This is a genomic window from Pseudomonas sp. N-1-13 (assembly GCF_057787095.1).
This window is the reverse complement of sequence record NZ_JBYNRI010000001.1, coordinates 1945127-1969718: the sequence shown is the minus strand read 5'-3', so window position 1 is coordinate 1969718 and position 24592 is coordinate 1945127. Positions and strand designations below refer to the sequence as shown.

General features: G+C 56.5%; 20 protein-coding genes. 11 read left to right on the top strand and 9 right to left on the bottom strand.

Going from position 1 to position 24592, the window contains the following annotated elements; genetic code table 11:
* Positions 1-215 precede the first annotated feature (215 nt).
* The 3 genes from AC3I65_RS08915 to AC3I65_RS08905 form a co-directional block, all read right to left on the bottom strand.
* Complete coding sequence (locus AC3I65_RS08915; RefSeq protein WP_288915682.1) at positions 216-3902, bottom strand: translocation/assembly module TamB domain-containing protein; 3687 nt, start codon at positions 3900-3902, stop codon at positions 216-218.
* Positions 3899-5626, bottom strand: a complete 1728-nt coding sequence (locus AC3I65_RS08910) for an autotransporter assembly complex protein TamA (RefSeq protein WP_173407134.1) — start codon at positions 5624-5626, stop codon at positions 3899-3901. Before AC3I65_RS08910 ends, AC3I65_RS08915 begins: the two co-directional genes overlap by 4 nt.
* 66 nt (positions 5627-5692) lie before the next feature.
* Positions 5693-6343, bottom strand: a complete 651-nt coding sequence (locus AC3I65_RS08905; protein WP_173407135.1) for a GNAT family N-acetyltransferase — start codon at positions 6341-6343, stop codon at positions 5693-5695.
* A gap of 176 nt (positions 6344-6519) precedes the next feature.
* Between AC3I65_RS08905 and xthA the strand changes: the two genes are divergently transcribed.
* From xthA to AC3I65_RS08870, 7 genes are all read left to right on the top strand, one after another.
* The gene (gene xthA, locus AC3I65_RS08900) at positions 6520-7332 is read left to right on the top strand and encodes an exodeoxyribonuclease III (RefSeq protein WP_047229304.1); all 813 of its coding nucleotides are present in this window, start codon (positions 6520-6522) and stop codon (positions 7330-7332) included.
* A gap of 215 nt (positions 7333-7547) precedes the next feature.
* A complete protein-coding gene (locus AC3I65_RS08895; RefSeq protein WP_288915679.1) occupies positions 7548-8882 on the top strand; it encodes a substrate-binding domain-containing protein in 1335 nt (444 codons plus the stop codon).
* A 354-nt stretch (positions 8883-9236) separates the two neighbouring features.
* Positions 9237-9578, top strand: a complete 342-nt coding sequence (locus AC3I65_RS08890) for a DUF6124 family protein (RefSeq protein WP_107322893.1) — start codon at positions 9237-9239, stop codon at positions 9576-9578.
* A gap of 283 nt (positions 9579-9861) precedes the next feature.
* Positions 9862-10743 carry a hypothetical protein gene (locus AC3I65_RS08885; protein ID WP_288915676.1) on the top strand — a complete coding sequence of 294 codons (882 nt, stop codon included), beginning with the start codon at positions 9862-9864 and terminating at the stop codon, positions 10741-10743.
* Positions 10744-11076: 333 nt separating this feature from the next.
* Positions 11077-11718 (top strand): hypothetical protein, encoded by a 642-nt coding sequence (locus AC3I65_RS08880; protein WP_188251492.1) that lies wholly within the window; start codon positions 11077-11079, stop codon positions 11716-11718.
* A gap of 537 nt (positions 11719-12255) precedes the next feature.
* Positions 12256-13338: a type I restriction endonuclease gene (locus tag AC3I65_RS08875; protein WP_188251491.1), complete on the top strand. Its 1083-nt coding sequence runs from the start codon at positions 12256-12258 to the stop codon at positions 13336-13338.
* Positions 13339-13844: 506 nt separating this feature from the next.
* Positions 13845-14738 (top strand): hypothetical protein, encoded by an 894-nt coding sequence (locus AC3I65_RS08870; protein ID WP_188251490.1) that lies wholly within the window; start codon positions 13845-13847, stop codon positions 14736-14738.
* A gap of 36 nt (positions 14739-14774) precedes the next feature.
* On the opposite strand, the gene gapS1 is transcribed toward AC3I65_RS08870, so the two are convergent.
* From gapS1 to AC3I65_RS08855, 3 genes are all read right to left on the bottom strand, one after another.
* Positions 14775-16277, bottom strand: coding sequence for a GapS1 family protein (gene gapS1, locus AC3I65_RS08865; protein ID WP_488523639.1), 1503 nt, complete (start codon positions 16275-16277; stop codon positions 14775-14777).
* Positions 16278-16338: 61 nt separating this feature from the next.
* Positions 16339-17616, bottom strand: coding sequence for a translesion error-prone DNA polymerase V subunit UmuC (gene umuC / locus AC3I65_RS08860; RefSeq protein ID WP_488523638.1), 1278 nt, complete (start codon positions 17614-17616; stop codon positions 16339-16341).
* A complete protein-coding gene (locus AC3I65_RS08855; RefSeq protein WP_173407140.1) occupies positions 17609-18034 on the bottom strand; it encodes a LexA family protein in 426 nt (141 codons plus the stop codon). Before AC3I65_RS08855 ends, umuC begins: the two co-directional genes overlap by 8 nt.
* A gap of 234 nt (positions 18035-18268) precedes the next feature.
* Here AC3I65_RS08855 and dusA point away from each other — a divergent pair, with 234 nt between their 5' ends.
* A complete protein-coding gene (gene dusA / locus AC3I65_RS08850; RefSeq protein WP_160892998.1) occupies positions 18269-19264 on the top strand; it encodes a tRNA dihydrouridine(20/20a) synthase DusA in 996 nt (331 codons plus the stop codon).
* Positions 19265-19442: 178 nt separating this feature from the next.
* Positions 19443-20369, top strand: coding sequence for a transaldolase (tal, locus tag AC3I65_RS08845; protein WP_047227233.1), 927 nt, complete (start codon positions 19443-19445; stop codon positions 20367-20369).
* A 188-nt stretch (positions 20370-20557) separates the two neighbouring features.
* Here tal and rssC read toward each other — a convergent pair whose 3' ends face one another.
* From rssC to AC3I65_RS08830, 3 genes are all read right to left on the bottom strand, one after another.
* On the bottom strand, positions 20558-21040 hold the full coding sequence (gene rssC, locus AC3I65_RS08840; RefSeq protein WP_047227232.1) for an anti-sigma factor antagonist RssC: 483 nt from the start codon (positions 21038-21040) through the stop codon (positions 20558-20560).
* Positions 21040-22221, bottom strand: a complete 1182-nt coding sequence (gene rssB / locus AC3I65_RS08835) for a two-component system response regulator RssB (RefSeq protein WP_047227231.1) — start codon at positions 22219-22221, stop codon at positions 21040-21042. Before rssB ends, rssC begins: the two co-directional genes overlap by 1 nt.
* 345 nt (positions 22222-22566) lie before the next feature.
* Positions 22567-23256, bottom strand: coding sequence for an MlaA family lipoprotein (locus tag AC3I65_RS08830; protein WP_488523637.1), 690 nt, complete (start codon positions 23254-23256; stop codon positions 22567-22569).
* 199 nt (positions 23257-23455) lie between these two features.
* On the opposite strand from AC3I65_RS08830, the gene pcrP reads away from it, so the two are divergent.
* Both pcrP and AC3I65_RS08820 read left to right on the top strand, forming a co-directional pair.
* A complete protein-coding gene (pcrP, locus tag AC3I65_RS08825; RefSeq protein ID WP_160893000.1) occupies positions 23456-24076 on the top strand; it encodes an HAD superfamily inactivated hydrolase PcrP in 621 nt (206 codons plus the stop codon).
* Between the two features lie 109 nt (positions 24077-24185).
* Positions 24186-24449 carry a DUF4404 family protein gene (locus AC3I65_RS08820; protein WP_047227228.1) on the top strand — a complete coding sequence of 88 codons (264 nt, stop codon included), beginning with the start codon at positions 24186-24188 and terminating at the stop codon, positions 24447-24449.
* Positions 24450-24592: the final 143 nt, after the last annotated feature.

Below are 24592 nucleotides of genomic sequence, written 5' to 3'. Positions count from 1 at the left end.
CTTTTACTGCCTAGGCAGTGAATGTATGTCGAGATGTTACTGCCTAGGCAGCAAATGTCAAACAAATAGTTAGCTTGCTATGCACAACCCGACAAACGCAGATAAAAAATGTGGGAGCGAGCCTGCTCGCGATAGCGTCGTGACAGTCAACATTGAGTCGGCTGATACATCGCTATCGCGAGCAGGCTCGCTCCCACAGGAGGTGGCGCGAAGGCTTAGAAATCGCGCTTGTAGAAGATATCCAGGGAGCTGGCGACGCCGCTGGCGGCTTCCAGGTACACCCGCTTGCTGAGTTTGTAGCGCAGGGCGATGGTGTTGGCCGGTTCGAACACGCCGACGCCGTAACGCAGGCTGAGTTTTTCCGTCAGATTGCCGCTGGCCACGACGCTGGTGGCATCGCCGCTGCCCTGGGTGTCGAGCTGGAAATCCTCGATGCCCAGATTGTTGGCGAGGCTGGTGGTCACCCCCGCACTGCCCATCAGCCCCAGGCCCAGTGCCGCCTGGGCGAGCATGTTGTTGTCCTCACCCGTGGTGCTCAGCGGCCGGCCGAGTACCAGATAAGACAACGCCTGCTCCTGGCTCATGGCCGGTTCAGAGAAGATTTGCGTGGTCGGCTGTTCGGCGCTGCCGCTCAAACGAATGCCGGCGATCACGTCGTCGGTCTGGCGAATCGCTTCGATATCCAGGTAAGGCTGGTCGATCGGCCCGGCGAACAACAGCCGCGCCCGACGCACCGTCAGCCGTTGCCCATAGGCCCGGTAGCGACCGTCGTTGAGCCAGAGTTCACCGCGAGTGTCCATGTTGTCGCCGATGTGCACCTGGCCTTGTACGTTGGCCGTCAGGCCGAAGCCCGAAAACGCGAGCTTTTCCTGGCCCACGATCACATCGATGTCCATCGCCATGGCCATCGGTGTCTTGCCCTCCTCGGTCTGGTGGCCAACGATCACCGTATCATCCGACACCTTGACGGTAGACGGCGGCAGTTCGCGCACGGTGATTTCGCCTTTGGGCACCAGGACCTTGCCGGCGATGGAAAGCCGCTCGCCCTGCAACGTGATGGTCAGGTCCGGCGCCACCTCCAGCACCGCGTAAGGCTCGACGGTGACCGGCAATTGCGAACCCTTGAGCGCCAGGTCCATGCTCAGGGCTTCGCCCCAGCCGATGTCCCCGGTCAGGCTGCCTCGGCCGCCCTTGCCACTTTTCCAGTCACCGTTGAGGCGCACCGTTTCACCGGCAATCGTTGCGCGCATCTGCAAGTCTTCGAGGCTGACCGGCAGTTCCGGGCCGGACACTTCGCCATCGCTGATCAACAGGTTGCCGTTGACCTGGGGCGCCAACAAACCACCCGACAGCGTGCCGCTGCCATTCAGGTGACCGGTGAGGGTTTCCACCATTGGCAGGAATGGCCGCGCCACGGACAAGTCCAGGCCGCTCAGGCGGAACGAGCCGCTCAGCGGTTTGCTGGCCGGCAACGGATTGATCTGCGCCTGGAGCATCAGTTCGCCCAGCTTGGCCCCAACGAAATTCAGGCTGGTGTCGATCCGTTTGGGCGTCAGGCGACTGTCGAGGGTCAAGGTCTGGTAGGGGAAGTCCAGCCATTGCTCAGCGTCGCGGTCCTTGTCCCGGATCCGCAAAGTGCCGCCGCTGGCGTCCACCAGAATGCGCCCGTTCGGGCCGCTGGCCGGCAGGTCCAGTTGCAGGTCGGCGTTGAGTCGGCCCTGCCAGGCAAAATCCTTGGGCATCCACTGGGCCAGGCTTTCGATGGGGAATTGCTTGAGGTGATAGCGCAGCTTCGGCTCCGGCATCAGGCGCTGATCCTCACCACACAGGCTGGCCTCGCCGGAACGCCAACAGTGGGCCCCCAGGTTGAGCGTGCCATTGGCCAGGCGCTCCAGCTTGGCCGGGGCTTGCAGACGCCAAGCCTGGCCGCCGGCCTGCACATTGCCAGTGCTGAGACGCCCGCGCCAGTTGCCTTGGTCGAGCACGCCATCGAGCGCCAGGGCCGTTTCCAGCTGTGGCCCTTGCAGGTCGAGGGTCAGTTTTTGCTGCCTGATGTCGCCCTGCCCGCTCACCGTCAGGACACCGAGCGACGTATCGCCCGCCCGAATGCCGCTGGCCTTGAGGTCAACCTTGCCGCGCTGCGCGCTGTCGAGGGTCGCATCCAGGTTCAGGCTTTGTAGGCGGTTGTCCTGCAACGCCAGTTGCGTGCCTTGCAGGTCGAGCTTGCCTTGGGGGGCCTTGAGTGTCCCGGCCACGTTGAGGCGACCGACCAACTGGCCGCGCAATTGCGGCCAGAGTTGGGCCAGGCGCGAGAGTTTGATATCGATCTGACCGCTGAGTTTTTCTTGCAGGCTGCCCGTGCCGTTGATGCGGTTGTCACCCAGGCGAATGTCCAGCGCGCTGAGGTTCCACTGCTCACCAACACCGTTGGCCTTGGCTTGGAACAGCGCCGGTTGGCCGCGCAACTTGCCCTTGAGGTCCAGGTCCGCATCAAGCTCCAGGCGGTCATTTTTCATCGAACCCTTGCTGCGCAACGGCCCGGCCAGGGTGCCGGGCAGCTCCCCCAGCCAGTACGCCGGGTTGATGGCCGACAGCTCCAGCGCTGTGTCCCAGGCGATGCCCTCGGCAAATTCAAGGTTCAGATGGCCTTCGGCCTTGCCCTGCCCGGCGGCGAGTTTGAGTTCCGGCAAATGGATCGTCGTCAGGTCGCCGCTGAATGGGCTGTCCAGGCTGAACGCTCCGGCGGGGCCGTCCAGCGCGGCCTGGAAATTACCCAGGTATTTGCCATCGGTATACGACACTTCACCGTTGAAACTGCGCAGCGTCACTTGTGGCTCGTCGATCAGCGGATAGAGGCGATGCCAAGGGAAGTCCAGCCAGGCGATTTTCGCCTCGGCGCTCAGACCTTCGCGCCAGTCCAACTGGCCGGTGAGCTTGAGGTATTGCTGATCACTGGCGTTAAGGTCCAGGCCGGCGATCTGCGCACCGTTGGCGTCCACCTTGCCTTGCAGCAGCAAGGCCACCGGGCCTTTTTCGGCGGGCAACGTTGCCTTGCCAAGCAACTGGTAGCCGCTGTTCAGATCGCCTTCGCCCGTCAGCTCCAATTGATTGAGCATCAGGGTATCCGGCAGATCGGCGGCGGCCCTGAAGCCGTCAGCGGTGATGCGTACCTTGGCCGGCAGGTTGTCCGCCAGCGGTTGCAGCTCACCGACCAATCGGCCTTGCAGATAGCCGCTGCTGTCGGCGTTGAGATTGAGGGTTTTGAGCAGGTTGCCATCGATGTTCAGGTCCAGCGTCCAAGGCGTGGAGCCTGGCGCCGGCAAGGTCAACCGGCCCTGGGCCTTCAGCGGCCAGTCGCCGCCGGGTTGCAGCAAACCGGACAGCTTCAGGCTCAGCTCGTCGCGCTGCAGCTGCACCGAGTCGATCTGCAGACCTTGGGCGGTCCAATGCGCGGCCAGTTGCAAGCCCTTGAGCTGTTCGCTGCCATTGAACAACAGGCTGCCGACCTGCACGTCGCCCAGTTCCAGGGCAAGCGGCAAGTTCAGGTCCGGCAAGGTGATCGGACCGCTGCTCGGCTCGTCAGTGGACGGAGGAAATTGCAGGCTGACCTTGTCGGCCTTGAGCTGATCGATGCACAGGGTCATGCGCGCCAGGCATAGCGGCGACCAGGCGAAGATCACCTGATCGAGTTCCACTCGGCTGCTGTCCTGCTGCCACAACAGGTGGTCGGCACTCCACTGGCCGCCCAACCGTCCCTGAAAATTATCCGTGCTCAAACCCGGCACAACGCCAAGCGCCCAACGACTGCCCCATTGCGTGCCGAGCACGATGCTCAGGGTCAGCACGACCACCAGCAGCAACGTGCCGAGCGCCAGCAGCGCTATTTTCAAACCACGATTCACAACTCGGGCCCCATGGAAAAGTGCAAGCGAATGCCGCCGTCGTCGTCCAGCGCATGGGCGAGGTCGAGGCGGATCGGCCCCACCGGCGACACCCAGCGCACACCGACGCCGACACCCGTCTTGAGGCTCGGCAGCTCAAGGCTGTTAAAGGAATTGCCTTGGTCGACGAAGGTCGCCACCCGCCATTTTTGCGCAATCGAATACTGATACTCGAGGCTGCCGGCGACCATGTAGCGACCACCGATGCGATCCCCTTCGGAGTTTTCCGGTGACAGGCTTTGATAATCGTAACCGCGCACACTCTGGTCGCCACCGGCGAAGAAGCGCAGGGATGGCGGGATGGATTTGTAGCCATTGGTGGCACTGCCACCGACCTGAGCCCGGGCCAGCAGACGATGCTTGTCGAACACGGTGGTCAGGCCCTTGACCATGGCCGTGCCATATAAAAGGTTGTTGTCCGAGCCAAGCCCTTCCTTGGCGACCTTGGTGTCGAATTGAATGCGATAGCCGTTGCGCGGATCGATGCGGTTGTCACTGCGCAGGTAGGAATAGCTCACGCCCGGCATCAGCAAGGTGCTCAGGCCCGAATCGTCGCCGAGCCGATATTCCTCGCGCTGCCACTTGAGCGACACCACCCGCTGCCAGCCACTGGGCAACTTGCTGTGCCATTCGGGGCCCACGGTCAGCAGCTTGCTGAGGCTATCGGTGCCGGACAGCTCTTCATATTGATAGCCACCGGCGTAGCGCATCTTGTCGGTCAACGGCGGGTCCAGGGGTACGTCGTACCACAGGCCAACGTTCTGCCGGGGCGCCGACACTTCGGCTTCCCAGCCATAACTGTGGCCCTGGGGATTGACCCAGTGGCGCGTCCAATTGGCCTTGGCCCGCGGGCCGACGTCGGTGGAGAACCCCAGGCCCAGGCCCATGGTGCGCGGCTTGCGGGTCTCGAGCTTGACCGCCACCGGGATCACGTTATCCGTGGCGGCGGTAGGTGCCGCGTCCACCCGCACGCCTTCGAAATATCCGCTCGATTGCAGGGCCTGGTTGAGTTCTGCGATGAGTTCCGAGTCGTACGCCTCGCCCGCCTTGAACGGCACCATGCGCTGCAACAACTCTTCATCAAAGGGCGTGTCACCCTCGAAACTCACCGGGCCCAGGGCGTAGCGCGGGCCGCTGTCGTAGACCAGCTCGATGTCGGCCACGCCGGCCTGGGGGTCCACCAACAGCTTCTGGCTGACAAATCGCCCGCTGAAAAACCCATAGCGCGAGGCCTGGTTCTGGATGATCCGTTTGGCGTCTTCATAGCGCCCATGATTAAGCACCGCGCCAGGTTTGAGCGCGGCGTTGTCCGGTACACGAAAAGCCTTGAGGGAAGCGGCCGGGCCATCGATGCGCACGGTGACATTGCGCAGGTGCACGGGCTCGCCAGGGTCGATGGTCAGGATCAGGCGCGGGGTCTTGCCGCCCTCGACCTCGCTGTCGATCTGCGGCTGGTAGTAACCCAGCGCCTGGGCGGCTTTGCGCGCCTGTTCCTCGGCACCACGACTGAAGCGCAACAAAGCCTCTTCGTCACGATCGCCCACGCCGCCGATATAGCCTTCTACGTTAGCCTTGAGCTGGTCGTTGGACGGCTTGACCCGTACAGCCAATTCACTTTGTGCCAGTGCCGCGCAGCTGAGGGACAGCAAGAGCGCACCACTGGTCATTCGTCCTGGGAAATTCATGGCGCGGATGCTATCACGAGCTTGGAAGCCTGATAGAGCCGGACATGTCTCAAAAGTTTCCCCGGATTACGCCGTCGCGCTCTGCAATACCTGCGGGTTGGCGTGAAAGAAGACATGTTCGCGGACGGGTCCTACCGCAATCTCGCCGATTTCCTCATAACCCTGACGTTTATAGAACTCCAGGTAACGTGGGTTGCCGGTGTCCAGCACCACGCCTTGGGAGTTCTCGTCCACCGCACACCAGTTATGCACCGCCGTCAGTAACTGTTCGCCGAAGTGTTGGCCTTGGAACTGTGGATGCACCCCCAGCAGTGGCAATACATGGACAGAATCCGACGGCAGGCAAGCCGTCACTGCGGCATGGTAGTCCAGGTAACGCCGGGTGCAGCGAAAGCCGGTGCTCAACACCATACGCAGGCGCCAGGCCCAGCTTTCAGTGATACCCAGGCGGCGCTGCGGGGGAGCAATCAGTGCGATGCCGATCAGGCGGTCGTTGACCAGCAAGCCGATGGCCGGCAGATCCTGGAGAAAATGCTGTTTGACCAACTCACGCACCGTGGCCCGTACCCGATGTTCATAACCGGGCCGCTCGGATTCGAACAGGAAGCTGAAGGTCGGTTCATGACGATAGGCCTGGTAGAGCAATGAACGTGCCTCGCGGGAATAACCGCTGTCGAGCATATGGATGTCGGCGATGGCGGTGGCGGTTTCTGGCATGACGGTCAATCTCCTGGGCGAGGCTCGGTGAGGCCCCGCTCTTATTGAGTACGAACCCGATTAGGCTCTGATCGTTCCTACATGCACAGGACATTAGCAGCGCATTTGTCCTACTGCCACGCTGGCCGTGCTCCTACATGTCAGCTAGCATCGCAGTTTTGCCAGGACAGCCGACCATGAAGATCGTCTCCTTCAACATCAACGGGCTGCGCGCCCGCCCCCATCAGCTGGCGGCGCTGATCGAGAAGCACCAGCCAGACGTGATCGGCCTGCAGGAAACCAAGGTCCACGACGAGCAGTTCCCCCTGGCCGAGGTGCAGGCCCTGGGTTATCACGTGCATTACCATGGGCAGAAGGGCCACTACGGCGTCGCCCTGCTCTCCCGCCAGGCTCCACTGACGTTGCACAAAGGCTTCGAGAGCGACGAGGAAGACGCCCAGCGGCGTTTCATCTGGGGCACCTTCGCCGATGCCAACGGCGTGCCGGTGACCATCATGAACGGTTACTTCCCCCAAGGCGAAAGCCGCGACCACCCGACCAAGTTCCCGGCCAAGGAGCGTTTCTACAACGACCTGCAGCAACTTCTGGAAAGCCGTTTCAGCAACGACCAGCCCGTAGTGGTGATGGGCGACGTGAACATTTCCCCGGAAGACAGCGACATCGGCATCGGCCCGGACAACATGAAACGCTGGCTGAAAACCGGCAAATGCAGCTTCCTGCCGGAAGAGCGCGAGTGGATGGCACGCCTGAAGAACTGGGGCCTGGTGGACAGCTTCCGGCACCTGAACCCGGACGTCACCGACCGCTTCAGCTGGTTCGACTACCGCAGCCGCGGTTTCGAAGACGAGCCCAAGCGTGGCCTGCGCATCGACCTGATCCTCACCTCCCATGGGCTGCTGCCACGGGTCAAGGATGCCGGGGTGGATTATGAACTGCGCGGCATGGAGAAACCTTCGGACCATGCGCCGATCTGGCTGCAGTTGAGCTAAATCCAGGGCATACACAAACCTTGCACAAGCCTGTGGGAGCTAAGCTTGCTCGCGATGAACGATGACACGGTCCCGCCGTTAAACCGAGTCGCCTGGATCGCGAGCAAGCTTTGCTCCCACAGAACGCAGCTTCTGACAAGTCGCACGCCTGTCACTTTTCAGTAACCTGACTGACTTAATCTTCCGGCACTTCCTCAGGTTCAGAAGGTGTCGGCATGCGGCTGCGCGTTGTTTTTTTCATGGGCCTCTGGCTGCCGCTTACGGCATGGGCCAGCGGCCTGCCGATTCCCGAACACGGCCCCGCGCTGCGCCTGCAAGGCTCGAACACCATCGGCGCCACGCTGGGGCCGGCGCTGGTCAAGGCGCTGATGGTGGATCAGGGGCTGCTCAAGGTCCGTACCGAAATCACCGACCGTGAGAACGAGCAGCGTATCGTCGGCCAGGCCGCCGATGGTCGGCGGGTGGAAATCGACATTGCCGCCCATGGTTCCAGCACCGGGTTTTCCGCCCTCAAGCACGCCAGCGCCGAACTGGCGGCCTCTTCGCGACCAATCAAGGACAGCGAGCTCAGGGAGCTGGCACATCTGGGGGACCTGAAAAATCCCAGCGCCGAACAGGTCATCGCCATCGATGGCCTGGCGATCATTCTTCATCCACAAAACCCGCTGCGCCAGCTCGACACCCGGCAACTGGCGAAGATATTCAGCGGCGAGGTAAACACCTGGGAATCGGTGGGCGGCGCCGGCGGCCCGATTCATCTCTACGCCAGGGATGAGCAATCCGGCACCTACGACACCTTCAAGGAACTGGTGCTCAACCGACAGGGAAAACGCCTGGCCCCTTCTGCCCAGCGCTTCGAATCCAGCGAACAGCTTTCCGACGCTGTCAGCCAGGACCGGCAAGGCATCGGTTTCATCGGTTTGCCCTACGTGCGCCAGGCCAAGGCGCTGGCGATTGTCGACGGCGACTCCCAGCCCATGATGCCGCTGACCCACCTGATCGCCACCGAAGACTACCCTTTGTCGCGCAGGCTGTTCTTTTACCTGCCACCGCAAGAAACCAACCCGTGGGCCGAGGCACTGGTTGAGTTCACCCAAAGCGAAAAGGGCCAGGCCATCGTCGCGGCCAACGGGTTCATCGCACAAACCGTCCAGGCCATGGCCGTCACCCCCAATGCGCTGATGCCTGAGGGTTATCAGGCCCTGAGCCGCCATGCCCAACGGCTGTCGGTCAACTTTCGCTTCGAAGAAGGCAGCGCCAGCCTCGACAACAAGGCCCAGCAGGACCTGGGGCGTGTGCTCGCCTATATAAAGCAGCACGACAAGCTCGACCGCCGAGTGACGCTGGTTGGGTTTGGCGACGCCAAGGACGACCCGGCACGCGCCGACCTTCTATCCCGGTTGCGGGCCATGGCAGTGCGGCGCGAATTGGTCAAACACGGTGTGGCGCTGCGCGAAGTACGCGGCTTCGGCGCCCTGATGCCGGTGGCGGCCAACAGCGAGGATGAAGGCCGGGTGAGGAATCGGCGGGTGGAGGTCTGGGTTTACTGACACCGAAAGGCCAAATGTTTATCCCGCCAGCCACGGCGTAGGACCTGACCGCCTCGCCTTGCGCCGTTGCCTACAACTACGCCAGAATCCGCCGGCTTGTGCGCCTTGGGGTCGGGCTTTATCGTTTTCCGGTCGCTGACGAATCAGCGATCGGGTTTGGTAGCCCGGTTTTCCTGGTGCACGTGCAACCTGACGCAGGGGATTTCTATGCCCTCTGTTTTATGGTGGTCATGCGCAGGGCGTCCTCGGACGCGCCGGGTTGCCAGGTAACCGGTCTACCAACCTTCGTATGGCCACCTCCCTTCGTTTGGTAGCGAAAGGGATGGCTCCAATTTCTTACCTGGAGTTTCATCTATGTTCAAACCAACACCTAATCCGCCAGACACCGATCCAACCACCCTCAACACCAAAGAATTCGACAAAGCCGCCGACCGCGCCCTCGACTTCTACCTCAAGCCCAAACCCACCAAGCCCGAGCCTGCTCCAAGCCAAGTCTTCACCGTCGTCAACGGCATCGACACCGAAGCCCTGCTCGCCAACCTCAGCGAAACCCTGGCCTCGGCCAATGCCATGGTCAGCGACCTGGCCTTCGATCTGGAAGGTTCCCGGCGCCACGTCGCCCTGGGCATTCAGCAACTGATCGAACTGAGCGGCTTGCTGGCGAACCGAGCGCTGGATAACGTCGACCCACGCTAGCCGCTACCACACACTCCCACTGTGAGAGCGGGCTTGCTCGCGAAGGCGGTGTGCCAGTCAGCACTTGATTGGCAGGCAGATCGCCTTCGTGAGCAACCCCGCTCCGATTACATCGCGAATTCATTTCCAACATAAGCAACTATTAAGTCCAGCAAGAGTTCTTCAGGCAGACCCGCTCCACGACAACACTTATCGCACTTGTTTACACATCACTTCTTGCCAACTTTTATTCCAAAATCCATAGTCCGGCGCCTCACACAAAACCAAGTACGAGCAGTTCGCCATGAAGTTCACCACTATCACCACCGCAGCCGCCATGCAAAAAATGAAGAATTTCATTATTGCCTGCCCTACGGAAAAACTGACTTATGCAAAAAAACGCTTTCAGCAGCTTGGATATCATTCCGCCTTGGAAATGTCTGACGAAGACATTCTCAGCGCATTAAAACCCAATGAACACAACATGCAGGCTTTTATTCAACAATACGAGGCCGTTAAAGACACCCCCCTTATCGATTTGCCCCTTGACACTCGACTTCTTAACTTGAGCAACAGTTTTATCAACACTGCCGTACCCCCGGCGATAGAGTTGATTCTCGCCACCCTTGACGAAAACACACCCTCACCAGCCTGCATCTCCCAGCACATCAGCACGCACATAGATGATCTGTTCAATGACCGGGAGCATCTGCGAAAAAAGCTCCGCTTGATATTGTCACTGATCCAGCAACCAATACTCCAATCAGAAATCATCTACACAGACCTGAACACTTTCCGTCATATTTACCAACCCATTACATCCCCTGACGCAACAGAGTCTGAAGAAACCTACGGCCTGGCCTTCCTGGATCTCATGGGAGTTGAATTATGCATCCTGATTAATCAGCCCTGCATTGAGTTGAACGCACGGCATACACCTAAGATTGCAGGATTCCAGAACGAGTTTTATCTATACACCCTACTGCATGAGCTGACGCATTTACTGATTGGATCGAATGACGACTCCTACAATACGCCCACCGAGGAAACAGAAGATATCAACCTCTATTCCACTGCCAACCTCAAACCACACGAAATCGACAACGCGGACAACTATTGCACCTTAATATTCATCACCCTCGCCCTTATGCATAAGCGGGGGTACCTGGACCTCACTCAATTCTAAGAAAAAATCAATCCGCTGCTCTGGTGCAATTGACTGAGCGAAGGTGCCTTTGCGCCGATAGGAACCGATGTCAGCCGCGCTACCTCCAGCGTGAAACGCTTGGTCCATCATCCTCAAAGATTGGGGAGTGCTTAAGCCTTGCGAAATTTTAGTGCGAGCCCAAAAACCTGCTACATTTTATTTTAGCACGCAGGCAATACGCCAGATGCTACTTATATATGAGCCTATATTTTCCGCTCATAGGCAACAGAGTTAAAGAGGGAATTCCGCAAAGAACTGATTGATGCCGCTGCCCGCTCGATGACAACAAACCTATCTACATGGAGTTCATAGATGATTCGTCAACCCTGCGCTGTAATCGGTAATCTTGCCGCCGCTGTTGTTGTTTTGCTAACCGCAACCAATGTAGTCCACGCAGAGGCGCCCCATAGCTTTACTATTAAAAACAATAGCAGAGACACAATAAGCATAACCAGCATGCATGGATATTGTATAAAATCAATAGATACACCGCAGCCTATTGCCCCGGGAGGAACCGCAACCGTGAACTGGGTCGACTCCAACAATAGCACTGAAATTGAATGGATGGCTGCGCACGGACCCCATAGTGCTCGCACTCGCGCCGTCCACCCCAACTCCAAGGGAATAGATGGATTTATGTGCGCTGACGCACAAAAATGGGTCGTTTTTCAAATGAGTAATTACGCGGGATCCTATGGAATGGTTCATCGCAAAATAAGCGGCGACTGGTATAACGGCCAATTTTGGGCTGTGTCCGCCGAGATAACCTCTGACGGAGGCTGGCAATGGATAGATTCGAACCAAGTTCCCGACTCTGGCGTTTCAGCCTCTTGCAGCCATATGAACACAGGATGCTTCGGGACATTTGGCGAAATGGTCAGCAATGGTAAGGACAGTTATAACTGGCCCCGCATTTATAAAACAGAGGACGGATATCAATTTCAATTCAACTAATCCTTCGCGATCAAAGACAGTTCACCATGCCGCTCCCTATTCGGCTTGGTGGTCTTGCCAGAAAATCCCCAGCTAGAACATAGCGCTATCCGTGCCAATGGTGCTGGGTATGTGGCGTTTTTGGCGGAAGAGGTTCGTATTCGCTGGCTGTAACGCCCATTCTTGCCTGCTTGCGTAAAAGCATAGCGGGCATTGAATGGCATGGTTTGGCGTACGATTTGCCCCATTTTTGCCCCCCGGGCCGATTAGAATCCGAGTTTTTGTCTGGCGGAGCATAATTACACCACTATGTGGGCGGGTTCTGCTTGGTGTTTAGAGATAATAAAGTCGGGGGGTTTATGCTTATGACTACCTGAATTTCTCGCTAAAACGCAAAAAATCAGAAGCGACTCAGAGCGAGATAGCGGATACCCCCAAAATCATTCACCTGGCCAGGTATCCAGCGTGGATGGAATACCAGTAGCAGGAGCGGATCCATACATAGTAGCGTTGCGCCTCTACGCCCCCAATCGGGTGAACGTGCAACGGAGCAGGCAAATGGATTTTGTAGAACGCTTGAACGCAATGTCAGCTAAGGTTAATCAGCTAGCGTCGACGATACAAACTGAGGAAGCAACAAAGACTGCTTTTGTCATGCCGTTCATTCATACCGTGCTGGGCTATGATGTGTTCGACCCATCCGAAGTCGTCCCCGAATACGTTTGCGATGTCGGCACGAAAAAAGGAGAAAAGATTGATTACGCGATCTTGAAAGACGGCCAAATCCAGATATTGATCGAAACAAAAAAAGTCGGCGAGCCGCTCAATATTAACCATGCGAGCCAACTTTTCCGATATTTCCATGTCACCACTGCCCGAATCTCCATCCTTACAAATGGAAGGTTCTATCGGTTCTACACTGATCTTGATGCACCAAACAAAATGGATGAGAAGCCATTTTTAGAAGTCGATCTGCTTAATATTGATGAGCACGTCATCCCTGAGCTTCAAAAGCTTACGAAATCCGCTTTCGATGTTGATTCAATCATCAATGCCGCAGGCGAACTGAAGTACGTGGGAAACATAAAAAAGGAAATAGCTAAGCAGTTCACCCAGCCTGATGATGATTTCGTTCGTTTCTTCGCATCGCGTGTCTACGAAGGGGTTATCACCCAAAAAATCCGAGATCAGTTCACTCAGCTCACCAGGAAAGCCGCTTCCCAGTTTCTCAGTGACCAGATCAACGACAGATTGAAGTCAGCGATGAGCAAAGCCACGTTTCCCACGCTCGCAGAATCGGTCGTCGCTGAAAATCAGGCTGAAGCCCAAGAGGAGCCTGAAGACCGCATTCTGACTACGATGGAGGAGTTGGAAGGTTTTCATATCATCAAAGCGATTGTCCGGACCGTCATAGACGCAAAGCGCATAGCTAGCAGAGACACGCAGAGCTACTTCGGCATCCTCCTAGACGACAACAACCGAAAACCTATCGCAAGACTTCACTTCAATCGTAGTCAAAAATATCTTGGGATTTTCGACAAAGACAAAGTCGAAACGCGCCATCCTATTAACTCGCTGGACGAGATCTATGAGTTTTCAGCCCCGCTGAAAGAGACGATCTCTTTTTACCAAGAAATCTAAGCAAGGATTTCCCAGTCTTTGTTCTGCAAGCCCAAGGGCTGGGATAACGCTTATTTTTGCGCGTTCATGACCTCTGTAGCTTGGGATTTGAAGGCCGTATTTTCGGGCTGTAAAGCCAGAACTCACGCTTGCGTAGTAAATGCATACTGGGCATTGAGTGGCGTGGTTTGGCGTGCGGTTTTCCCCAAGGCTCGGGACACATCCGCACGAGATAGACCGATGATGGATTGGACGGATTAATCGCAACGCCCACCGCCCTGCTTGCTTAGAACCGCTTTTTGAATCCCTCATGTAGCAAATTCTTAGCAATCGCGGCTTGGCTTCTTTGATTCGGGCGGTGCTGCTCGAATACACGTTTTTGGGGATCGGTACTCGGAAGACAGGTTAACAATTCACATCTGCCAGCCCAATCCGTGGCCGCCGAATTGCCTCTCTGTTGCCGCCCCCGCTATGATCGTTGGCTTATGCCACAAAAATGTCCCGTGGCGTTGAGGGAGGGAAAAACGATGGCATATTTGTGGGAACCAGTATGTGGATTGTATTCAAGCACGGCGTCGTTCTTTCCATGCCTAGGATGGCTGGAAAATTTTGGTAATTCGTCACTTTTCACAACTCTCTTTGGTGCATTGGCTGGAGCATATGCAGGTGCATGGGCTGCTCAGCGCATCGCAGCGAAAAGTAAACTCCAAGAAGAACTCCTTAGAGAGATTCGCAGCACCAATTCGGCATTATTGTTAGGTCAAGCAATTTTCAATATTGGCCTATCAAGCAAAGTACACAGTGCTCTACCACTCAAAACCGCTTACGAAGAAGAAGTTAAAATTTTTAAAGAGAATCCTGAGGATTTTATCGAGAAACTGAAAGGTCCAGTAAATCTGGAAAAGGTAACCTGCGTAACCATACCAATCAGCGCCTTACACACGCTCGTACTTACTGAAATCTCATCATCTGTAGGTGCCGTGCGGGCCCTTCTTCATCTGAAAATTGCTGTTGATAGCCACCTTGACGCTTTGGCAAATCGAAATGGCATTATTGAACTCTTCATCAATAAAACACTCCCCAAGGACCTCAAGTTCGAAGATATGTATTTTGGCGAGCCTCGCGACGGTGTAACGCACAGAGGATATGCCGACAGCATCAGGGATATATATACAACTGCAGATGACATTATTTTCTTCAGTAAAAAGCTATGTGAAAGCCTTCACCTACACGCCATGGAACTAAGAGACAGGTATCGAAGAGTCTCAAAAAACCGTGTGACAATTTCGAAGTTAGTAATCGACCCCAATATAGATCCTAGCCTGATACCCGGAGACGATTCATATTCAAAGTGGATTGCTGGCTATCAACCTACCCATACGAAAATCAAGGCGCCCTGGTGGCGTCCGTGGCGAAAGTAAGACTCTTTCCACCGTTGATTTCATTCAATGAATAGACTAAGAGTCTAATCTGGCAAGTAGTTCATCCATCATGTCTCTAAGCACATTACGAAGTGGCTGCTCGCCCTCGCCACCGAGCGTTTTTGCCCATTCGTTAATGTGAAGCTCGAAGCTAAATTTTTGCGTGCGAGGATCAGAATCAGCTTTTTTTGCCTTTTCCAAAGCTTCAACCAATCCAATTTTCCCCGCTTCCACCATACACATCAACCTTTCGAACTCATGCACGGTTAAAAAGTAAATATTATCCTCAGGAATAAACTCCTGCGCAGAATAACTGCTTCGTATTTTATCTAGCTCCTGCCTACCAACAACTTTTGCCAAGGTCATCCCATTGCCAACATAAAGCTCTTTGTATGTCACAGCTAGCAAATAGGTTGTATCTCGCTTACGAATCACTGGATGATTATCATTTAACAAAGCTAAGCGATGGGAAACTTCGTGCCCCTGCTGGAAAGCTTTGATAAGTGATGTTTGGGTTGCGCGACGCACATCTCCACGTTGCAACGCAACCATACCAGCCTGTGACATTTCAACACCTTTAGCATCTATTAGGACGTTTGCATTTCCGTCCACGGCCATAAAATCTACTAGCTTCCCTTCTCCTGCAAGAATTTTTTTTAGTTCTTTTTCATCAGCGACCTGCAATTTTGATTTGCCCAGCCAACTACCAACGTATCCTTCGAAAGCTTTGCCAAAAGGGTTATTAAATTTATTAAGATCATCGCGCTTGAGGAAGTCGTATATAAAGTACCCTAAAGAACGCTCAAGAACATGAGGGGAGACACACCAATATTCCGAACCAACATTAATAAGTGGAAAATTCAGAAAAAACGTCTGCTGCAAGAACTCATTAGGATGCCGGCAATCTTCGTCCTTCCCTACAACAGCTTGATGCAACTGCGAAACTTCAATAGAGATCAATCGTAAAAAAGCGTCTACCTCCACAGGTGAAAAAGAAGATGACAACTCAAAAAAAACGGTCCGCTTTAAAACCGGACCATCTCTATCGATAAGTGCAATTAGCGATAATGCTAAACGTAAAAAAATTTCTACTGAAAGGCCAGACACTTTTAAAAACCGGGTTTTGAAATAGTGATTTTTTGGAACCTTTGCAAATAGTATCTCTTGCCGAGCAACATCACTCATGCCGCTCTTTACTTGATGAAAAAATTGCTGATAGGCCAAAGCCCGCATGAATAGTCGAACATCAGCATACTCATTAGGCATACGCCCGCTATCCGTAAGATCATATATGCACTGCAACATTTCTTGCATTTCTTGCTGTGAAATATCCGGCCTTCTAATCGGATTATTTACAAGAGGATCTAGATACACCCACTTAATCAACAACAGAATTAACCAGGGGTGCTTAGACACCTGTCCAAACTTGCCCTTGGTAGGCGCATACAAATATTCAAGCGAGCAACGCAGTATGCTAAGAGCATTATAGCATCGAAGTTTTGACTGAATATTTTGAACCCTCTCTTCAAATTTCTTCATTTTTTCGCCCCCATTATCGCCCCTCAAATCATTACTCAACTTATATCTTAAATACTAATAATCATCTACAGTTAACAACCCATAGCTGATTCAGCATTGTTGTGTAGCTCTGGCTCATCATCTCCCGTCGCATCTCCCAATCCGGATTAACTCGCACACTGGCAGACCGCAGCATTCCCCTGCCCCATCGCCCGTTGATCTGATCCAACACTGCCATCAACTTTGTGGCATTAGCAGGCTGGGAGGTCGCAAACAGGTCGTCGGTGTACTCCCCCGGCTGACAGAGGTTCATCAACAGCACCTCAGCCTTGCTGTACTTGAAGCCTGGCCGGAACACCCGGTCGAGCGCGTCTACCGCTGCCTTGGTCAGCAGCCGCACATCGTCGGTGGGGTACGGCAGGTCAATCAACACGCCGTTGGCGTACTTCGCCTCCTCCGGGTTGAACATGCCGGTGCGGATACTGACGCGGATCTTCTTGCAAAGTGACTTCTGCGCCCTGAGCTTTTCCGAAGCCCGCATCATGTAGGTGGCTACCGCCTCCTTGATCGGTGCCAGCTCCGTGAGCCGCTTACCAAACATCCGACTACAGCAGATTTCCTGCTTCGGTGGGTCCGGTTCATCCAGCTCCAGGCACGGCGTGCCGGCCAGCTCCCGGGAGGTCTTCTCGATCACCACGCTGAACTTCTTGCGAAGCGTCCACGGGTCGGCCTTCGCCAGGTCCATCGCGGTCTTGATACCCATGGCGTCCAGGTGAAGCTTCATCTTGCGACCGATACCCCAGACCTCAGACACGTCGGTGTTGCGCAGCACCCAGTCGCGCTTGAACGGGTCGCAAATGTCGACCACGCCGCCCGTTTGCACCTGGAGCCGCTTGGCCGTGTGATTCGCCAGCTTCGCCAGGGTTTTGGTATGAGCGATCCCCACCCCGACCGGGATACCGGTGCAGCGCAACACATGGCTGCGAATCATGCGGCCGAGAGCATCCCGGCCGTCGATGCCGGTGAGATCCGCAAAGGCTTCGTCGATGCTGTAAACCTCGACAGCAGGCACCATTGATTCAATAAGGGTCATAACGCGCTCGCTCATATCGCCATAGAGCGCGTAGTTCGACGAGAACGGAACGATGCCGTGCTTCTGCAGCTTGTGCTTGATCTGGAAATACGGCTCGCCCATTTTCACGTAGGGCTTGGCATCGTAGCTGCGGGCGATCACACAGCCGTCGTTGTTACTCAGCACCACGATGGGCACGCGGGCCAGGTCCGGGCGAAACACTCTTTCGCAACTGGCGTAGAAGCTGTTGCAATCGATCAGGGCGAAAACTGGTTGGGCTTTAGACATGGCTGCGCACGCTGCAGGTGATGACGCCCCAAACGACCAGCTCGTCGCCCTCGAGCACGTACCTCGGTGGGTACTTTGGGTTCTCCGACAGGAGAATTACCTCCTTCCCACGAATGCAAAGGCGTTTGCATACGGGTTCGTTGTTTAGCAGCGCCACGACGATGTGGCCATGCGCAGGTTCCATCGCACGATCCACAACGGCTAGGTCCCCTTCAAAGATCCCAGCGCCCTGCATGCTCTCCCCGGCGATGGAAACCAGGTAGACATGCGGGGCGCGAATGTTCAGAACCTCATCCAATGAGATGTGCGCTTCGATGTGGTCCGCTGCCGGGGAAGGAAACCCGGCGGGTACTCGAAACGAACACAAAGGCAGCTTCAAGCCACCCGTAGCGATAGGGCCTAGAACTGAAAAGCTCATGACGCACGACTTCCAAAATACTGTACGAACATACAGTTAACTTTGTACAAGTTTCTTGGTCAATTTGTATAGGAAAAATCTGACAGGCGGGTCAGCCCATCCGCGGGAGATTCTTGCAGTACGGGGGATGGCGGGTTCATCGATTTAACTCTGGCCCAACCGATTGGCTCTCCATCCTCGCCATCCCATTCCTGTTAAACTGCGCTCCCATCGCATTTGTCACCTCAGATCCTCATGCCCTCACACACAGCATCACCGCAAGCCCTTTCCCGCCGCTTCAGCGTGGCCCCCATGATGGACTGGACTGACCCCCACTGCAGGTTCTTCCTACGCATCCTCTCCAAGCACGCCCTGCTCTACACCGAGATGGTCACCACTGGCGCGTTGCTCAACGGCGATCACGAGCGTTTCCTGCGCCACCACGAAGCCGAGCACCCCCTGGCGCTTCAACTCGGCGGCAGTGTCCCGGCCGACTTGGCCGCGTGCGCGCGGATGGCTCAGGAGCATGGCTATGACGAGGTCAATCTCAACGTCGGCTGCCCAAGCGATCGCGTGCAGAACAACATGATCGGTGCATGCCTGATGGGGCATCCTGAACTGGTGGCCGATTGTGTGAAGGCGATGCGTGATGCTGTGTCGATTCCGGTGACGGTCAAGCATCGGATCGGGATCAACGGGCGGGACAGTTACGAGCAGTTGTGTGAGTTCGTCGGGACGGTGCGTGACGCCGGTTGTACGAGTTTTACCGTGCATGCGCGGATTGCGATTCTGGAAGGGCTGTCGCCCAAGGAGAACCGTGAGATCCCGCCGCTGCGGTATGACGTGGCGGCACAGTTGAAGAAGGATTTCCCGGAGCTGGAGATTGTGCTCAACGGCGGGATCAAGACGCTGGAAGCCTGCCACGAGCATTTGCAGACATTCGACGGTGTGATGCTGGGACGCGAGGCGTATCACAACCCGTATCTGCTGGCCGAGGTGGATCAACAACTGTTTGGCAGCAGCGCGCCTGTCATCAGTCGGGCCGAGGCGTTGGCGCAGTTGCGGCCTTATATCGCCAAGCACCTGGACGCCGGCGGGGCGATGCATCACATCACTCGCCATGTACTGGGGCTGGGTACCGGGTTTCCTGGGGCGCGCCGTTTTCGGCAGTTGTTGTCGGTGGACATCCACAAAACCAAAGACCCGTTGGCGCTGCTGGATCAGGCGGCGGGCATGCTGGAAGGACGCTAACTGTCACTTGCTTTGAACCTGAGTCCTGTTTTGGCATCGTATCTACCGATACCCGCCCCGGCCTTTCAAACATCCGTTTTCAGGTTGTTGCCGCTGGGGCCATCGATCCCCCTTCACGCCCTTGAGTGGCTGCCGGCCCTCGGGTAATGTCAACAGACCCATAGGACAGAGCACGCTCATGACTTCCAAGCTGGAACAACTCAAACAATTCACTACCGTAGTGGCCGATACCGGCGACTTCGAAGCCATCGCCCGCGTTAAACCCGTGGATGCCACCACCAACCCTTCCCTGCTGCTCAAGGCCTCGGCCATTCAAGGCTACGCCGAGCTGCTGAACGCCTGTGTGGCCGATTGCAAGGGCGATGTAGGCCTGGCCAGCGACCGTTTTGGCGTGGCGGTCGGGCAAGAGATTCTCAAGGTGATTCCGGGGCGTATTTCCACTGAAGTGGATGCGCGTCTGTCGTTCGACACCGAGGCCATGCTGAAACGTGCGCATCGCCTGATCGACCTGTACGAAAAGGCCGGCGTTGGCCGCGATCGCGTGCTGATCAAGATCGCGTCCACCTGGGAAGGTATTCGCGCCGCCGAGCAGCTGGAGCGTGAAGGCATCCAGTGCAACCTGACGCTGCTGTTCTCCTTCGCCCAGGCTGCGGCTTGCGCCGATGCCGGCGTGTTCCTGATTTCGCCTTTTGTCGGCCGCATCTACGACTGGTACAAGAAGGCCAACGGCAACGACTACACCGGTGCCGATGATCCGGGCGTGCAGTCGGTGACGCGTATCTACAACTACTACAAGGCCAATGACTACAAGACCGTGGTCATGGGCGCAAGCTTCCGCAACCTCAACCAGATCGAGCAACTGGCCGGCTGCGACCGCTTGACGGTCAGCCCGGATCTGCTGGAGAAACTGGCCGCCGACGAGGGCAAGCTGGAACGCAAACTGGCGCCTGGACAAGCCGGCGAAGCGCGCTTGAGCCTCAATGAAGCGCAGTTCCGCTGGTTGTCCAACGAGGACGCCATGGCGACTGAGAAACTGGCTGAAGGCATTCGTCAGTTCGCCCGGGACCAGGAGAAGCTTGAGGCGTTGCTGCAAGCCAAGCTTTGAGGTGATTTCGAAGTAATAAAGAGGGCGAACCTGGGTGGGTTCGCCCTTTTTTATAGGCTTGGGAAGGTGGCGGCTGGCCGGGCGCCATCGCGAGCAGGCTCGCTCCCACAGGGGGCGCTGGGCAGATAAACATTGTGGGAGCGAGCTTGCTCGCGATGAGGCCCGCTCAGTCTACGCAAACCTATGAATCAGGGCCGCTCCAGCGCACTCACCAGGTCATGGAACGCTTCACGATTGGAGTCGTTCAGCCCCATGAGGATCTTATGGGCTTCCAGCACCTTGATCCGCACTTCCTCTTCCGATTGATCCTGATCGGGCAGATCGTCCAGGCACTCAGGGCATGGCACGGGATCGCCGACGATATTGAATACCTGGTCAAAGCCCATGGATTGCAGCAACCGGGTGATGTCGTTGTGGGTGGTGACCACGGTCGGCAGCAGGCCGACCTTTTGCCGCGACAGGATCGACAGCTTGGCCAGCAGGCCCAGAGTGGTACTGTCGATGCTGCGGGTTTCGGTCAGGTCGATCACGATGGCGTTGAAGTTCAACGCGGTGAAGATCCGCTCAATAGTCGCATCCAGCGCCGAACAGAGGGTCAGGCGCACTTCACCGACAAACTTCAGGACAAAGGTGCCGTCCTGCTCGGCGAACTGGATTCTACCGGTACTCATCAAAGATTCCTGCTCAACACTAACAGGGCGATATCATCCGGCATCTCCCCTAGCGTGGCTAATCCAAACACTTGACGCAAGCCTTCCAGGCTGCCGCCCGCTGCGCTTACCCGTTCAGGCAAGGCCGCTTCTTTCTCTTTGAGTGTAGGTTCTGACAAAAGGTCCAGAATGCCATCAGACATCAGCGTCAAACTGAAGGTCGGTGGCAGTTCCAGTACGTGGTCTTCGTAGGTGGCCTCGTTGAACAGGCCCACCGGCAAACCACGCCCTTCCAGGTAACGAACACTGTCAGGCGTATACAACACAGGCAACGGCAGATGACCGCCGATGCTATAGGTCAACAAACCCGTCTCCTCGTCGATGACCCCACCGACCATTGTCACGTGTTTGCCCAGCTTACAACTGATCAGGCCCCGGTTGATATGACCAAGGACTTCTGATGGCTTGAACTCAGGCAACGTGCCGTTGCGCTTGGATTCGAACAGCAGGCGCGTGGTCATGAACTTCAACAGTACCGTGACGAACGCTGACGAAGCGCCATGGCCGGAAACGTCCGCCAGATAGAACGCCACTCGACGTTCATCGACCCGGAAATAGTCGACGAAATCTCCCGACAGATACAAAGACGGGATGATCTGGTGGGCAAAACGGAAATCGTCGACGGTCCAGGGACTGACCGGCAACATGTTCATCTGCACCTGGCGGCCGGCGTTCTGGTCTTCCTGCAACAGGTTCAGGCTGGCTTCCAGCTCGCGGTTGGCGGTTTCCAGCTTTTCGCGATAACGCTGGTTCTCCACCAACAGGCGCGAACGGTCCAGGGCCCGGCGCACCGAGTGCTCGAGCACGGCCAAGTCTTCAAGGGGCTTGATCAGGTAATCGGCCGCGCCCAGGCGCAACGCCTCGACCGCGTCGTTCATCACGCCCGCACCCGAAACCACGATGACCGGGGTCTGCGAGGAAAGCTCGGTGACTTGGCGAATGAGTTCGAGTCCGCCCATCTGCGGCATGCGCAGGTCGCAGATGACCAGGTCGGGCTTGTCTTGCTCGAATACCTGAAGACCCTGTTGACCGTTGCTGGCCTGCAGGACGCTGAAACCACTGTCTTCCAAGTAGGCTGCGAGGCTGGCTCGCACCACTTCGTCATCATCGATTATCAGCAGCGTGGCACTGGTTTTTGGCATGTGGGCAAACGGCGCCAGAATTAGGTTGGCGTAGCGGGCTGGGCAACTGGGCCTGGCGCTCACTACTGGATTCGCTTTCTAGCCTCTCTGTCGTACCGGATGTAGGCCCTTGTCCTACACACAGTTACATCAGAGGTGCCCTTCTAAGGCGCAGACGGTACTCCCATCCGCGGGGCGTTTCAAGCTCATGCAGATAGCCGCTTGCCGTCTTGGTTTGTCAAAGTACAGAGAGTTATAAGAACCGAGCGAAGCGTAACTCAATGGAAGGTTCGATCCCTGCTTAAACAGTGCCTCAAAACAAAGAAGGCGGCCCTGAGGCCGCCTTCCTGGGGTTACCGGGCGAAATTAAAAATCATCTTCGACCTGGCCATCCTTGACCTTGAATTCACGGTTCTGCAGGAAGGCGTTGCGGATAAACACATACTTGTCGCCACTCACCAGTTTTTCGGCGGACAACAGGCTGGCGCGGGTATCGACGATGTTCAGGCCGTAGATCGAGTTACGCACCGAAACGTTGTCGATGTAACGATAAGGGGCCGTGTAGTCATCGACAAGCTTGGCCGGCGCGTCACGCAAGGTGCTTGGTCCCAACAACGGCAGCATCACGTACGGGCCACTGCCGACTCCCCAATAACCCAGGGTCTGGCCGAAATCTTCATCGCTGCGTTGCAGGCCCATATGGGTGCCCACATCGAAGAACCCCAACAGACCGAAGGTGGTGTTGAAGATCAACCGGGCCGTGTCGACGCCGGCTGCGGCCGGCTTGGCCTGCAGAACATTGTTGGCCAGATTGCCTACGTCGCCGATGTTGCGGAACATGTTGTGGATGCCGTCTTCGAGGAACTGCGGCGTCACGTACTGATAACCCTGGGCCAGCGGCTTGAGGGCGTAGGTATCAACGGTGTCGTTGAAGGTAAAGATCGGGCGGTTGATGCTTTCCCAAGGATCGTCTTCCGTTGCGGCCTGGGCGGCGAAGGGGACTAGCAGGACGCAGGCAGACAAACACAGCTGAGCTAGACAATGGCTCCAGCGCATAGGGAAAACTCCTTGGATTATTCAGGCAAGGGCGCCGAGCCCAGGCGGTAAGGGCGCTAGTATAAAGCGGAACGCTTGGATAGACAGCACTGAAAGAGAAGCTGCTCGTAGGATTTTTCCGCACCCGGCGCCTTCATTTCACTGTCATTGGACTGTCATTGAGGCACGTTAGGCTGCGGGATATTTCAAGGACGTTCCCATGCCCCGCGCCGAAACCCTGCCCCTGCCCGCACCCAGCCTGACCGCCGTACTGTTTGGCTTGAGCGGTTGTCTGGTGGATTTCGGGGCAAGGGCGCGACAGTCAGGCGCAGTGCCCACCGAGCATTCGCAGCCAACCCCCGGCGCCCTCGAAAGCCTGCGCCTTTTGCAGCTTCAGGAGATTCCCTGCGCCTGGCTCGACGAACTGCCACCTGCCATCATTCATAGCCTGGCTGCTTCGTTACCGGCGTGGATCAAATCGCCGCAACTTCCAGCAACAAATTATCCGTGGCCGGCCCCGCATGCCTGCTGGCAGGCCTTGATGGCGTTGAACGTCCAGCAATTGGACGGTTGCGTGCTGGTCAGCGGCGAGCCGCGCTTGTTGCAGTCGGGGCTCAATGCCGGCCTGTGGACCATCGGCCTGGCGTCCTGCGGCTCGCTGTGTGGCCTGGCGCCGAACGAATGGCAGCTCCTGAGCCAACAGGAACGAGAGACCAAGCGCGCCAAGGCCACCGTGCAGTTGTTCGGCCTGGGCGTGCATTCGGTGATCGATCACCTGGGTGAACTCGACACCTGCCTGGCGGATATCAGCCTGCGTCGGCTCAAAGGTGAAAAGCCCTGACCGAGATCATGCAGGGTGCACGAGGGTGGATTACTCTTAAAGCAAGCCACGGACTTTTGACGCACCGTCGCGGTCCATGGCTGTGCCTATCAATAAAGGGAGTACGCCAATGCCTGCCCGCGAATTGCAGAAACAACTTGATGAACTGCGCGAGCAATTGGAACAGAACCCGCCGCTTTCCGAACCGGAGCGCGAGAATCTGCATCAACTGATGATTCAGCTCGAAGCCGAGATCGAACTGGATAATTCGCTTCAGAATGCCGACCTGGTCGATGGTGTGAACCTGGCCGTCGAGCGCTTCGAACTGGATCACCCCACTATTGCCGGGACGTTACGCAACATCGTACAAGCCTTGGGCAACATGGGAATCTAAACCCGCCAGATGCAAAAAAGCCCCGCTATTGATAGCGGGGCTTTTCATTTTTCACGATATGAAATGCAATCCCCTGTGGGAGCGAGCCCGCTCGCGATAGGTGGCTCAGCCAACATCAATGCTGAATGTGCCTGACTCATCGC

What these genes read in the sequence shown, in the direction of transcription:
- AC3I65_RS08855 (WP_173407140.1), bottom strand. Translation starts at nt 18,034, where the DNA reads ATGAGCTTTTCAGTTCTAGGCCCTATCGCTACGGGTGGCTTGAAGCTG.
- rssC (WP_047227232.1), bottom strand. Translation starts at nt 21,040, where the DNA reads ATGAGTACCGGTAGAATCCAGTTCGCCGAGCAGGACGGCACCTTTGTC.
- AC3I65_RS08830 (WP_488523637.1), bottom strand. Translation starts at nt 23,256, where the DNA reads ATGCGCTGGAGCCATTGTCTAGCTCAGCTGTGTTTGTCTGCCTGCGTC.
- AC3I65_RS08885 (WP_288915676.1), top strand. Translation starts at nt 9,862, where the DNA reads ATGAAGTTCACCACTATCACCACCGCAGCCGCCATGCAAAAAATGAAG.
- AC3I65_RS08875 (WP_188251491.1), top strand. Translation starts at nt 12,256, where the DNA reads ATGGATTTTGTAGAACGCTTGAACGCAATGTCAGCTAAGGTTAATCAG.
- AC3I65_RS08820 (WP_047227228.1), top strand. Translation starts at nt 24,186, where the DNA reads ATGCCTGCCCGCGAATTGCAGAAACAACTTGATGAACTGCGCGAGCAA.
- tal (WP_047227233.1), top strand. Translation starts at nt 19,443, where the DNA reads ATGACTTCCAAGCTGGAACAACTCAAACAATTCACTACCGTAGTGGCC.
- rssB (WP_047227231.1), bottom strand. Translation starts at nt 22,221, where the DNA reads ATGCCAAAAACCAGTGCCACGCTGCTGATAATCGATGATGACGAAGTG.
- pcrP (WP_160893000.1), top strand. Translation starts at nt 23,456, where the DNA reads ATGCCCCGCGCCGAAACCCTGCCCCTGCCCGCACCCAGCCTGACCGCC.
- xthA (WP_047229304.1), top strand. Translation starts at nt 6,520, where the DNA reads ATGAAGATCGTCTCCTTCAACATCAACGGGCTGCGCGCCCGCCCCCAT.
- dusA (WP_160892998.1), top strand. Translation starts at nt 18,269, where the DNA reads ATGCCCTCACACACAGCATCACCGCAAGCCCTTTCCCGCCGCTTCAGC.
- AC3I65_RS08880 (WP_188251492.1), top strand. Translation starts at nt 11,077, where the DNA reads ATGATTCGTCAACCCTGCGCTGTAATCGGTAATCTTGCCGCCGCTGTT.
- umuC (WP_488523638.1), bottom strand. Translation starts at nt 17,616, where the DNA reads ATGTCTAAAGCCCAACCAGTTTTCGCCCTGATCGATTGCAACAGCTTC.
- AC3I65_RS08890 (WP_107322893.1), top strand. Translation starts at nt 9,237, where the DNA reads ATGTTCAAACCAACACCTAATCCGCCAGACACCGATCCAACCACCCTC.
- AC3I65_RS08870 (WP_188251490.1), top strand. Translation starts at nt 13,845, where the DNA reads ATGGCATATTTGTGGGAACCAGTATGTGGATTGTATTCAAGCACGGCG.
- gapS1 (WP_488523639.1), bottom strand. Translation starts at nt 16,277, where the DNA reads ATGAAGAAATTTGAAGAGAGGGTTCAAAATATTCAGTCAAAACTTCGA.
- AC3I65_RS08905 (WP_173407135.1), bottom strand. Translation starts at nt 6,343, where the DNA reads ATGCCAGAAACCGCCACCGCCATCGCCGACATCCATATGCTCGACAGC.
- AC3I65_RS08895 (WP_288915679.1), top strand. Translation starts at nt 7,548, where the DNA reads ATGCGGCTGCGCGTTGTTTTTTTCATGGGCCTCTGGCTGCCGCTTACG.
- AC3I65_RS08910 (WP_173407134.1), bottom strand. Translation starts at nt 5,626, where the DNA reads ATGAATTTCCCAGGACGAATGACCAGTGGTGCGCTCTTGCTGTCCCTC.